This is a genomic window from Massilia soli, from assembly GCF_016809835.1.
GTDB classification, from domain to species: Bacteria; Pseudomonadota; Gammaproteobacteria; order Burkholderiales; family Burkholderiaceae_D; genus Telluria_A; species Telluria_A soli.
On record NZ_JAFBIL020000004.1, the window covers coordinates 151,044 to 162,018 of the forward strand.

Sequence of the window (10,975 nt, forward strand, 5' to 3'; positions counted from 1 at the left end):
GCGAGCGGCCCGATCCGGCAGCATCGCATACTCTTAATTACACAATAATTCCAAGGGGTTTCACATGGATTTACGAAAACTCAAGACATTGATCGACCTCGTTGCCGAGTCGGACATCGCCGAACTCGAAGTGACTGAGGGCGAGAGCAAAGTACGCATCGTCAAGTCGTCCGCAAACCCGCAAGGCCAAATGGTAATGATGCAGCCGCAGCAAATGCAGCAGCAATACTCGGCGCCAATGCACGCCAGCGCGCCGGTCGAAGCCGCCGCAGCGCCGGTTGCCGCCGTTGAAACTGGCCACATCGTCAAGTCGCCAATGGTTGGCACCTTCTACCGTTCGTCCGCCCCAGGCGCGGCAGCGTTCGTTGAAGTCGGTTCCACCATCAAGGAAGGCGAAACCCTCTGCATCATCGAAGCGATGAAGCTCCTGAATGAAATCGATGCCGACGTTTCCGGCACCGTGACCAAGATCCTGGTCGAGAATGGCCAGCCAGTCGAATTCGGCCAGCCATTGTTTGTGATCGGCTAAGGACAGCGCGTGCGGCACCCGGTGCCGCAGCCATCCTGGCGTTCCCATGTTGTTCCCGGCTTTGGCCGGCACTCACAGAAACACCGAACCTATGTTTGAAAAAATCCTTATCGCCAACCGTGGTGAAATCGCGCTACGCATCCAGCGCGCCTGCCGCGAGATGGGCATCAAGACGGTCGTCGTCCACTCGGAAGCTGACAAAGACGCAAAGTACGTCAAGCTGGCCGACGAATCGGTCTGCATCGGCCCTGCGCAATCGGCGCTGAGCTATCTGAACATGCCGGCCATTATCAGTGCCGCCGAAGTCACCGACGCCGAAGCGATCCACCCGGGTTATGGCTTCCTGTCCGAGAACGCCGACTTCGCCGAACGCGTTGAAAAATCCGGCTTCGTCTTCATTGGCCCGCGTTCCGAATCGATCCGCCTGATGGGCGACAAGGTCTCGGCCAAGCAGGCGATGATCCGTACCGGCGTGCCATGCGTGCCCGGTTCGGAAGGCGCGCTGCCGGACGACCCGAAAGAAATCATTCAGATCGCCCGCAAGGTCGGCTATCCGGTCATCATCAAGGCGGCCGGCGGCGGCGGCGGACGCGGCATGCGCGTGGTGCATACCGAAGCTGCGCTGCTGAACGCGGTCGCGATGACCAAGACCGAAGCTGGTACCGCTTTCGGCAATCCTGAAGTCTATATGGAGAAATACCTGGAGAATCCTCGCCACATCGAGATCCAGGTCCTCGCCGACGAACACAAGCAAGCTGTCTGGCTCGGCGAACGCGACTGCTCGATGCAGCGCCGCCACCAGAAGGTGATCGAAGAAGCGCCAGCGCCGGGCATCCCGCGCAAGCTGATCGAAAAGATCGGCGACCGCTGCGCCGAAGCCTGCCGCAAGATCGGCTACCGCGGCGCCGGCACGTTCGAGTTCCTGTACGAGAACGGCGAGTTCTACTTCATCGAAATGAACACCCGCGTCCAGGTTGAGCATCCGGTCACCGAGATGATCACCGGGATCGACATCGTTCAAGAACAGATCCGCATCGCCGCCGGCGAAAAGCTGCGCTTCAAGCAGCGCGACATCATGTTGTCGGGCCACGCGATCGAGTGCCGCATCAACGCGGAAGACCCGTTCAAGTTCACCCCGTCGCCTGGCCGCATCAATGCATGGCACCCACCGGGCGGCCCTGGCATCCGCGTTGACTCGCATTCGTACGCCGGCTACTACGTGCCGCCGCACTACGACTCGATGATCGGCAAGGTCATCGCCTACGGCGCTACCCGCGACCAGGCGATCCGCCGCATGCAGATCGCGCTGTCGGAAATGGTCGTCGAGGGTATTCTCACGAATATCCCGCTGCACCGCGAACTGATGGTCGACGCCCGCTTCATCGAGGGCGGCACGAACATTCACTACCTCGAGCAGAAGCTGGCCAACAAGCCGGACCTGCCGAAGGCCGGCAGCATCGCCACCAAATCGGAAGTTAAGGCAGCAGTATGAGCTGGACCGAAGTCGTCATCGAGATCGCACGCGAACACGCAGAGGCACTGTCCGACGCCCTGATGGAAGCGGGTGCGCTGTCGGTCTCGGTGGAAGACGCCGATGAAGGCACCGACCAGGAAAAGCCGCTGTTTGGCGAACCTGGCATGGAGCCGGCCGAAGCGGCGTGGGAGCATAGCCGCGTGGTCGCGCTGACCGACGTCGACGCCGACCAGGCCGAAATCGTCGCGGAAGCCGCGGCTGCCATCAAGCTGGCCAGCGTGCCGTCGTTCACCACCCGCGCGGTGGCGGACGAGGACTGGGTACGCCTGACGCAGTCGCAGTTCGCACCTATCCACATCGGCAAGAACATCTGGGTGGTCCCGAGCTGGCACGAAGCGCCGGATCCGGATGGCCTGATCCTCGAACTCGATCCGGGCCTGGCCTTCGGTACCGGCAGCCACCCGACCACCCGCCTGTGCATGGAATGGCTGGAGGCGCACCCAGCTCCCGGCAAGTCGGTGCTCGATTACGGCTGCGGCTCGGGAATCTTGGCGATGGTCGCCAAAAAGATGGGCGCTGGCGACGTCGCCGGCGTCGATATCGATCCTCAGGCGATCGAGTCGGCCAAGGACAACGCAGAGCGTAACAACTGCGAGATCACCTACTACCTGCCGGACCAGCTGGCCACCGCCAAGCCGGACCACGCCAGCGGGCGCTTCGACACTGTCGTCGCGAACATCCTGTCGAGCCCATTGAAGCTGATGGCGCCGATGCTGGCTGGCCGCGTCGCTCCTGGCGGCGCACTGATCCTGTCGGGCGTGCTCGCGCGCCAGGCCGACGAAGTCGCCCAGGCTTACGCGCCATTCATCAAGCTGGGCGTCTGGGCGGAGCAGGACGGCTGGGTTGCCCTGCACGGCCGGATGGGAAGCGACACCGTACCGCCGGCACGTTCACCTGCCGGGTAAAGGCATGGCGCTCGCCACACGCTGCCCCCACTGCCACACGACCTTCCGGGTCGCTGCGGACCAGCTCAAGCTGCGTGGGGGGATCGTGCGGTGCGGCTCCTGCAACGAGGTCTTCGACGGAAGCGCCATGCTGGTCAACCTGGAGGCGCCCGCGCCTGAACCAGAACCGGTACCGGCCGCCGTCGAACCTGAATCACCTCCCCCCGAAGACTCCCCGGTCGACCAAGAAGCTGCCGCACCCGAGCCGTCACAAGCTGACAGCGTAGAGCAGTTCTACACCCTCGATTTCGATACCGCGATCGATCCGGCTTCGCTGGCGCCGCAGGGAGGGACCGACGCTGTCGACGCGCCGGAACCGGAGCAGGAACCCCAGTCTGAGCCTGAGCCTGAGCCGGAGCCGGAGCCGGAGCCGGAGCCTGAGCCGGAGCCTGCGCCTGAGCCTGAGCCGGAGCCGGCATTGGAACCGGAACCAGAACCCGAGCCGGAACCGGAACCGGAACCGGAGCCCGAACCAGAACCAGAGCCGGAGCCGGAGCCAGAGCGTGCGCCCGAACCGGATCCAGAACCTGAGCTGCCAGTTGAGCCGCTCCCGGAACCAGAACAGATCCCCGAGCCTCCGCCTGAAGCCGAAATTCGCCTTCGCCCATCGCCTTTGCCCGCGGAAGACCTGCATACCGAGCTGGTTCCGGACGAAGAACTGGTCGCCAGCGCCATCCCTGAAGACATCACCGGGCCCGATCCTGCCGTCCTGCTGATGCGCGAATCGTCGCCGGCCGAACCACACGACGCGCTCGAGGTGCCTGCGCTGCCGCGCCCTGCTCCTGCCGCGCGCAAGGCCGGCCGCAAGCCACGCCCTCCGGCGCCGCGCCCCGCACCGCCGCCAGAACCGGTCGCACCCGATCACGACGAACCTGAATTCATGCGGCGCGGACGCCTGCTTGAAAAAGCCAGCCGCACCCGCCGCCTCGCCATGATCATCGGCTCGGCCATCCTGGTGCTCGCGCTGCTGATCCAGGCGATGACGACCTTCCGCAATTCGCTCGCGGCCCAGTTCCCGGCGCTGACGCCGGTACTGTCCGGAACCTGTGCGGTCTTTGGCTGCCGCATCGCGCTGCCGGCCCAGATCGACGAGCTGGCGATTGAGACAGGTGAATTGGAGACCATCTCCGGCGACACCTTCCTGCTGACGACCTCACTGCGCAACCAGGGCCGCCTGATCCAGGCCTGGCCGAACATCGAACTGGCGCTCACCGATGCCGACAACAAGACTGTGCTGCGGCGCGTCTTCACGCCGGCCGAATACCTGCCGAAGGACGTCGCTCCAGCGAAAGGCTTTGCCGCCCGCAGCGAACAGCCGGTCCGGCTCTATTTTGAACTCAGCCAGGTCAAAGCATCTGGCTATCGCATCGCCGTTTTCTACCCATAAGGCTTCACCATGACCAAGACCTCGCTGATCTGCGGCTCGCTCGCGTTCGACAAAATCATGCAATACCAAGGCCGTTTCGGCGAAACGCTGCTGGCCGACCAGCTCCACAAGGTCAACGTCTCGTTCCTGGTCCCGACCCTGCGCACCGAATACGGCGGATGCTCGGCCAACGTCGCGTATAACCTGCAGATGCTGGGCGGCGATCCTTTGATCATGGCCACCATCGGCCAGGACGGCGGCGAGTATCTCGACCGCCTCGCCAAGCTGGGCATCGAAACGCGCGCCATCCGCACCATCGGCCATGCCTACACCGCGCAATGCTTCGTCACCGCGGACCTCGACAACAACCAGATCAACGCCTTCCACCCCGGCGCAATGCAGTTCTCGCACGAGAATAATGTCGCTGACGTGGGCGCGGTCCGCGTGGCCATCATCGCGCCGGACGGCCGCGACGGCATGCTCAAGCACGCGCACGACTGCGCAAGCCTGAAAGTGCCGTTCATGTTCGACCCGGGCCAGCAGCTGCCGATGTTCAGCGGCGAGGAGCTGATCCAGTTCATCAATGAAGCCAGCTACGTCGCGGCCAATGACTACGAATTCGAGATGCTGATGGACCGTACCGGCCTGACGCTGCCGCAGATCGCCGGCCGTCTGGACGCGCTGATCGTCACGCGCGGAGAGAAGGGTTCGGAAATTTACGCCAATGGCGAGCGGTTCGAGATTCCATGCGTGAAGGCCACTGCGGTGGTCGACCCGACCGGCTGCGGCGACGCCTTCCGCGCCGGCCTCCTGCACGGCATCACCAATGGCTGGGACTGGCCGACGACCGGCCGCCTGGCCAGCCTGCTGGGCGCGCTCAAGATCGCCCACCAGGGCGGACAGAATCACTCGTTCACGAAGCAGGAAATCGCGGAAAAGTTTGAAGCGGCTTTCGGGTACAAGCTCCCTTAAAGCCTGAGTTATACCGTAGGGCGGATGCGCTTTGCCTATCCGACCTACAAATTCGATGGCAGCAAGCGACTTTCGACCGCGTCGACCGTGAGCCCCGCCGACCGCACCTCGACCAGCTTACGTTTGCTGGCCTGTCCATGGGTGACGGTGACCGCGCTGCGCGGCACCGAGAGCGTCTCGGCCAGGTAGCGCACCAGCGCCTCATTGGCCTTGCCCTCGATCGGCTGCGCCTGCAGCTTCAGCTTGAGGGCATCGTCCAGCACCCCAATCACTTCTGTCTTCTTTGCGTTCGGGGTGACCTGGACGGCCAGCCGCACTCCGCCAGGGAGCGCGGAGCACCAGGCGCGGCTCACCGGAAGCCGAACACCATGCCCAGCACGACCTGGGCGATCTGCAGCAGTATCAGGGCCACCAGCAGCGACAGGTCAAGCCCGCCTACCAACGGCACCACTTTGCGCAATGGACGCAGCAGCGGGTCGTTCAGGGCGCGTACGAACGGTGCGAGCGGCGCTTGCGGGTTCACCCAGCTGAAGATCGCCTCGATGATCAGGAGCGCGATGAAGCCGTAGATGATCCAGGTGAGGAACCGGTATAGCGCCAGCAGGAACATCGCCTCGCCGGACGCACCGGTAAGCAGCACCACGGAAGTGGCCAGCAGCACGATCAGGAAGGCGCCAATCAGGCTGGCCCAGTCATAGCCGCCGACGCCCGGCACGATCCGGCGCAACGGGCGCACCAGCCAGTCGGTCAGGGTAAAGGTAAATTGCGCCACCGAGTTGGGCGGGCGCACGCGGATCGCCTGCATCCAGAAACGCAGCAACAGGATGCCGCCCAGGATGGTGGCAACCGCATCGACGATCAACTTGAGAATTACGAGCACGAGGACTCCTTGATAATGGGCAGGCCGCGCAAGCGCGCCGTCATGTGAACCTTTGCTGGCGCACAAAAAAAAACCGCTGTGTGAAACGTGTCACACAGCGGTATTTTGCCTGATCCAGGCACAGCTGGCTATTACGGACGGCTGCTGGTCGGGAAAGGCCATGCTGCTGCTGGCGCCAGAACGGTTTTCGCTGCTGGTGCTGGAGCTGGCGCAGGTGCTGCTGCCTTTTCAGGAGCTGCTGCTGGCTTCGCCGCTGGAGCTGCTGCTGGTTTGGCTGCTGGCGCTGCCGGCTTGGCGGCTACTTTCGCTGCTGGCTTGGCTGCTGGCTTAGCTGCTGGCTTGGCTGCTGGCTTGGCTGCTGGCTTGGCCGCTGGCTTCGCTGCTGCTTTTGCTGCTGGCTTCGCTGCCGCTTTTTTTACTGCCGGCTTAGCTGCTGGCTTTGCCGTTGCCTTTTTAGCCGCTGGCTTAGCGGCCGCTTTTTTTGCTGCTGGCTTCGCGGCTGCTTTCTTGGCTGCTGGCTTCGCTGCGGCTTTTTTAGCGACTGGCTTCTTGGCTGCTGGCTTAGCTGCTACCTTCTTTGCTGCTGGCTTAGCTGCTGCTTTCGATGCGGTCTTCTTGGCTGCTGGCTTCGCTGCTGCTTTCTTAGCTACTGGCTTCGCTGCTGCTTTTTTAGCTGCTGGCTTGGCTGCTGCTTTTTTTGCTGCTGGCTTAGCTGCTGCTTTCGACACGGTCTTCTTCGCTGCTGGCTTGGCTGCTGCCTTTTTTGCTACCGGCTTAGCTGCTGCTTTCTTGGCGACTGGCTTAGCTGCCGCTTTTTTTGCTGCTGGCTTAGCTGCTGCCTTCGACACGGTCTTCTTCGCTGCTGGCTTAGCCGCTGCCTTCTTCGCTGCTGGCTTTGCTGCTGGCTTCGCTGCTGCCTTCTTCGCTACTGGCTTTGCTGCTGCCTTCTTCGCTACTGGCTTTGCTGCTGCCTTCTTGACTGCAGGCTTTGCTGCTGGCTTCGCTGCTGCTTTCTTTGCGGCTGGCTTAGCTGCTGGCTTGGCGACTGCTTTCTTAACAGCTGGTTTTGCAGCAGCTTTCGCTGCTGGCTTGGCGGCGGCGGCTTTCGCGGCCGGCTTCTTTACTGCGGATTTCTTAGCGGCTGTTGCCATGTGATTCTCCTTCATCTTCGATGGGATAGATTCAACTTACAAGATTTAAACCCGTCCGACCGATAGTCAGGCCAGGCGAATTATTCATCGGCACAAACTGGTTCTCGCGTTTGCGCTAATGAATTCGGCACCAGCTGAACTGCTGCAACTCCTCACGATTGCAGCACTTCAGCCATAGTCGTTTCCGCCCACTCTTGCCGGGACGGTAAAAAAATCTAAACTTCAGATACGACAAATTCGGTGTTCCGGGATGCTGCGTCCGACAAGCGCCTGCAGATGCGCGAAATAAAAAAGCCGCCATGCCCGAACAAATCGGGCAGTGCGGCTCAGTGTTTTCGACGTGTGCTTAAGTGCATATCTGTTGGATTCAACTTCCCATTTTTATTCGTTTGTTTGCCATCGCGCGTGATTCAAAAACACACATTCACGTTTTGACAAATTCAATCACGTAAAGTACACGAAAACCTTGTCAGTGCGCAACTGGCGCACCGAAGTTTCGTGCGCGTTTTGAAAATGCGATGTGCGACATCGGCGCGAATGGATTGAAGAATCGGTTTCTTCGCGCGTGATTCGCACGCCGCGGACGCGCATCGGGACGATCGTTCGCGCATGTTGGCCGCGCGCTTTTCGCGCCGCACGATCCGCGTGATCGCGCCTCCGAAACGCCATGCGATATTCGATTCAAGCGCATCGGAACGCGAACAGATGGGCATCGACTCTGACGCCTGGCGCCAAATTTATCGCTGTGTCACACCAGCGAAAAGCAGAGCATCAAGGACCACCTGGGCGAGTACATCGCCGCATCGCATCTCTGGTTTGGGACGCGTCACCGCGCCCGCTCCCTCACTGCATTTCGCGCTGATGAAAATCGCAATGCATTGATTAGTCACGAAAAAATATTTTGACGAGCGTATCCGTCATGCGATTAATGGGGCGCGACGAAGCGCGCCGTGAAGCGCATGGGCTCGATGTCTGCGGGTGACGAAAGAAGAGAAAACAGGCGCGTCGCGGACGGCCACTGCGCGCCTTTTTTTGAACCGGCGAGCGTCCGCCGAAGCGCCGTCGCGCGGACCGCCATCGCCGTCATTCGACGCGCGAACCGCGGCTTGTTATCGCCTCACGCCGACCCGAAAATTCGATTGCGCTCGACGAACGCGCCTGGCTTTTTGCGCGACGGGAACAGACCGATGCGCGCGTGTCGCGCGCGCGTGCGCACCGCATCGCAAAGCGTTGGGATTTTTCCACAACTTGAACGTGCGAGATGCGCGCGCAAACTTAGTCGCGCGCATTCGACGTCAAGAAGGTCGTCAGGTTTTCAATGCCTTGAGCTGTTCTTCGGCATCCGCACGCATGGTTTTCGCGAGCCCGGTTTTGAACGACAGCGCTTTCTCGAAAGCCGCAGCAGCCTTCGGCTTGTCGCCCAGCGCTTGCAGCGACTTCGCCATCCGATAGTGGACATGCGGCAGCGGCGTCTTGATCACGACCTGGTCCAGGATGGCGAGCGCTTCGCGATGTTTGCCCTGCTCCTGATGAACGCGCGCGATCGAGTATGCGATCGTCGGGCTATCCGGGTAGCGCTTCTGTGCTTCGCCGAGGACCCGGGTCGCGTCGCTGTACTTCTTCTCGCTCAAGTGGGTGACGCCCACTGCCATCAACTGCTCTTCATGACGCTGCGCGATTGCATCGTCGTCACCCGGCTTGAGGGCCAGCGCGCCGGCCTCCGCCTTGGCGATGTTTTCTTCCTTTAAGTCGAGGCTGACGTTCATCAGCTTTGCCGCTTCGGCATTCAGGCTGACGGTCTCACGCGCCAGCGCCTTGGCTTTGGCATCGCCCCCGCCGACGATAAACGGCGCCATCATGTAATAGTCGAGCAAAGCGAAGCGGGCTTCGTAATCGCGCGGGTTGAGTTCGACCGCTTTTTTAAACGCGTCGCGAATCGATCCGGCATAGCCGATGGCCGACGTGATACCTCCAGCCACCGCTTTCGTGCCCAGCGCTTTTCCGAGCGCGGTATGGCAGGCGCCATTCTCGGGATGCCTGGCAACGCACTTTTCTGCCTGCGCCGCCGCTTCGTCGAAGCGGCCGTCGCGGGCGCCAAGAATCGCCTTGGTGCGCGCGATCATCGCGCTGGCGTCGGCAGGATCTTTTGCCAGCTTCGCCGTGGTGGCCTTTTCGACTTCCGCGAACTTCCGGTCCTTCAGCAGCGCATGGTATTCGTCCGCCGCGACAGCCTGGCCAGCCATCAGCATGCCGAGCGCGAGTGCGCCCAGGCCCAAGGTCGATGTGTTTTTCATTTTTTGTCAGAGTCCTGTAGTGGTCAAAGTCGGCGGCGTGTATTTGCAGCGCCGAAGGAAGTGTCCGATATCTTTGCAAAAGATGCAACATATGCACATGGCACTATTTTCTCGGGACGAAAAAAAGCCCGCTTGCGCGGGCTGTCGATTGAGGCTGAAACGCCCCCTCTATATATAGAACAACTTATTCCCAGTTCAGCGCGCCGCCGGTCTGGTATTCGGTGACGCGAGTCTCGAAGAAGTTGCGCTCTTTCTTCAGGTCGATCATTTCGCTCATCCATGGGAATGGATTTTCTTCCTGGGCGAACAGCGTCTCGAGACCGATCTGGGTCGCGCGGCGGTTTGCGATGAAGCGCAGGTAACCCTTGAACATCGTCGCGTTCAAGCCCAGCACGCCGCGTGGCATGGTGTCTTCGGCGTACGCGTATTCCAGGTCGACCGCCTGCAGGAACAGCTGCTTGATTTCTTCACGGAACTCAGCCGTCCACAGCTGCGGGTTTTCCATCTTGATCGTGTTGATCAAGTCGATACCGAAATTGCAATGCATCGACTCGTCGCGCAGGATGTACTGGTACTGCTCCGCCGCGCCCATCATCTTGTTCTGGCGGCCAAGCGCCAGGATCTGGGTGAAGCCGACGTAGAAGAACAGGCCTTCCATCAGGCAAGCGAACACGATCAGCGACTTGAGCAGCTTCTGGTCGTTTTCGGTGGTGCCGGTGGTGAACGCCGGGTCGGTCAGCGTGTTGATGAATGGAATCAGGAATTCATCCTTGTCGCGGATCGACTTGACTTCGTTGTAGGCGTTGAAGATCTCGGCTTCGTCCAGGCCCAGCGACTCCACGATGTACTGGTAGGCGTGGGTGTGGATCGCCTCTTCGAACGCCTGGCGCAGCAGGTACTGGCGGCATTCCGGCGCCGTGATGTGGCGGTAGGTGCCCAGCACGATGTTGTTAGCGGCCAGCGAGTCGGCGGTGACGAAGAAGCCGAGGTTGCGCTTGACCAGGCGACGCTCGTCGTCGGTCAGGCCGTTCGGGTTCTTCCACAGCTCGATGTCGCGCTGCATGTTCACTTCCTGCGGCATCCAGTGGTTGGCGCAGCCGGCCAGGTACTTGTCCCACGCCCACTTGTACTTGAACGGCACCAGCTGGTTGACGTCGGTCTTGCCGTTGATGATGCGCTTGTCGTCCGCGCTGACGCGCTTGGCTACCAGCGCAGCATCTGCTTCCGGCTCGGCGGCGCCCATTGGTACCGGACGGGCTGCTGGCGTTGTTTCTTCATCCCATGACAACATAGTGTATTTCCTTT

At 61.4% G+C, this 10,975-nt stretch carries 12 protein-coding genes; 7 read left to right on the forward strand and 5 right to left on the reverse strand.

All coding sequences use genetic code 11. From position 1 onward, the window contains the following. Positions 1-64 precede the first annotated feature (64 nt). From accB to I4X03_RS10885, 5 genes are all read left to right on the forward strand, one after another. The gene (gene accB / locus I4X03_RS10865) at positions 65-529 is read left to right on the forward strand and encodes an acetyl-CoA carboxylase biotin carboxyl carrier protein (RefSeq protein ID WP_223468244.1); all 465 of its coding nucleotides are present in this window, start codon (positions 65-67) and stop codon (positions 527-529) included. Between the two features lie 91 nt (positions 530-620). Then, positions 621-2,021: an acetyl-CoA carboxylase biotin carboxylase subunit gene (accC, locus tag I4X03_RS10870; RefSeq protein WP_223468245.1), complete on the forward strand. Its 1,401-nt coding sequence runs from the start codon at positions 621-623 to the stop codon at positions 2,019-2,021. Further along, the gene (prmA, locus tag I4X03_RS10875; RefSeq protein ID WP_223468246.1) at positions 2,018-2,968 is read left to right on the forward strand and encodes a 50S ribosomal protein L11 methyltransferase; all 951 of its coding nucleotides are present in this window, start codon (positions 2,018-2,020) and stop codon (positions 2,966-2,968) included. The genes accC and prmA overlap by 4 nt, the downstream gene beginning before the upstream one ends. A 4-nt stretch (positions 2,969-2,972) precedes the next feature. After that, positions 2,973-4,394, forward strand: a complete 1,422-nt coding sequence (locus tag I4X03_RS10880) for a DUF3426 domain-containing protein (protein WP_223468247.1) — start codon at positions 2,973-2,975, stop codon at positions 4,392-4,394. A 9-nt stretch (positions 4,395-4,403) separates the two neighbouring features. Next, positions 4,404-5,345 carry a carbohydrate kinase family protein gene (locus I4X03_RS10885; protein ID WP_223468248.1) on the forward strand — a complete coding sequence of 314 codons (942 nt, stop codon included), beginning with the start codon at positions 4,404-4,406 and terminating at the stop codon, positions 5,343-5,345. A gap of 44 nt (positions 5,346-5,389) precedes the next feature. Here I4X03_RS10885 and I4X03_RS10890 read toward each other — a convergent pair whose 3' ends face one another. Both I4X03_RS10890 and I4X03_RS10895 read right to left on the reverse strand, forming a co-directional pair. Next, positions 5,390-5,698 carry a DUF167 domain-containing protein gene (locus I4X03_RS10890; protein ID WP_223468249.1) on the reverse strand — a complete coding sequence of 103 codons (309 nt, stop codon included), beginning with the start codon at positions 5,696-5,698 and terminating at the stop codon, positions 5,390-5,392. Beyond that, the gene (locus I4X03_RS10895; RefSeq protein ID WP_370660505.1) at positions 5,695-6,225 is read right to left on the reverse strand and encodes a YggT family protein; all 531 of its coding nucleotides are present in this window, start codon (positions 6,223-6,225) and stop codon (positions 5,695-5,697) included. Before I4X03_RS10895 ends, I4X03_RS10890 begins: the two co-directional genes overlap by 4 nt. A gap of 160 nt (positions 6,226-6,385) precedes the next feature. On the opposite strand from I4X03_RS10895, the gene I4X03_RS10900 reads away from it, so the two are divergent. Together I4X03_RS10900 and I4X03_RS10905 are read left to right on the forward strand one after the other, a co-directional pair. Beyond that, positions 6,386-6,556, forward strand: coding sequence for a hypothetical protein (locus I4X03_RS10900; RefSeq protein ID WP_223468250.1), 171 nt, complete (start codon positions 6,386-6,388; stop codon positions 6,554-6,556). After that, positions 6,517-7,380 (forward strand): hypothetical protein, encoded by an 864-nt coding sequence (locus I4X03_RS10905; RefSeq protein WP_223468251.1) that lies wholly within the window; start codon positions 6,517-6,519, stop codon positions 7,378-7,380. Before I4X03_RS10900 ends, I4X03_RS10905 begins: the two co-directional genes overlap by 40 nt. Before the next feature lie 921 nt (positions 7,381-8,301). On the opposite strand, the gene I4X03_RS10910 is transcribed toward I4X03_RS10905, so the two are convergent. The 3 genes from I4X03_RS10910 to I4X03_RS10920 all read right to left on the reverse strand — a co-directional run bounded on the left by I4X03_RS10910 (position 8,302) and on the right by I4X03_RS10920 (position 10,961). Beyond that, entirely contained in the window at positions 8,302-8,463 is a 162-nt protein-coding gene (locus I4X03_RS10910) for a hypothetical protein (RefSeq protein ID WP_223468252.1), read from the reverse strand. A gap of 220 nt (positions 8,464-8,683) precedes the next feature. Further along, positions 8,684-9,670 (reverse strand): tetratricopeptide repeat protein, encoded by a 987-nt coding sequence (locus tag I4X03_RS10915; RefSeq protein WP_223468253.1) that lies wholly within the window; start codon positions 9,668-9,670, stop codon positions 8,684-8,686. A gap of 184 nt (positions 9,671-9,854) precedes the next feature. Continuing rightward, positions 9,855-10,961, reverse strand: coding sequence for a ribonucleotide-diphosphate reductase subunit beta (locus tag I4X03_RS10920; protein WP_370660506.1), 1,107 nt, complete (start codon positions 10,959-10,961; stop codon positions 9,855-9,857). Positions 10,962-10,975: the final 14 nt, after the last annotated feature.

What these genes read in the sequence shown, in the direction of transcription:
- accB (WP_223468244.1), top strand. Translation starts at nt 65, where the DNA reads ATGGATTTACGAAAACTCAAGACATTGATCGACCTCGTTGCCGAGTCG.
- accC (WP_223468245.1), top strand. Translation starts at nt 621, where the DNA reads ATGTTTGAAAAAATCCTTATCGCCAACCGTGGTGAAATCGCGCTACGC.
- prmA (WP_223468246.1), top strand. Translation starts at nt 2,018, where the DNA reads ATGAGCTGGACCGAAGTCGTCATCGAGATCGCACGCGAACACGCAGAG.
- I4X03_RS10880 (WP_223468247.1), top strand. Translation starts at nt 2,973, where the DNA reads ATGGCGCTCGCCACACGCTGCCCCCACTGCCACACGACCTTCCGGGTC.
- I4X03_RS10885 (WP_223468248.1), top strand. Translation starts at nt 4,404, where the DNA reads ATGACCAAGACCTCGCTGATCTGCGGCTCGCTCGCGTTCGACAAAATC.
- I4X03_RS10900 (WP_223468250.1), top strand. Translation starts at nt 6,386, where the DNA reads ATGCTGCTGCTGGCGCCAGAACGGTTTTCGCTGCTGGTGCTGGAGCTG.
- I4X03_RS10910 (WP_223468252.1), bottom strand. Translation starts at nt 8,463, where the DNA reads ATGACGGCGATGGCGGTCCGCGCGACGGCGCTTCGGCGGACGCTCGCC.
- I4X03_RS10915 (WP_223468253.1), bottom strand. Translation starts at nt 9,670, where the DNA reads ATGAAAAACACATCGACCTTGGGCCTGGGCGCACTCGCGCTCGGCATG.
- I4X03_RS10920 (WP_370660506.1), bottom strand. Translation starts at nt 10,961, where the DNA reads ATGTTGTCATGGGATGAAGAAACAACGCCAGCAGCCCGTCCGGTACCA.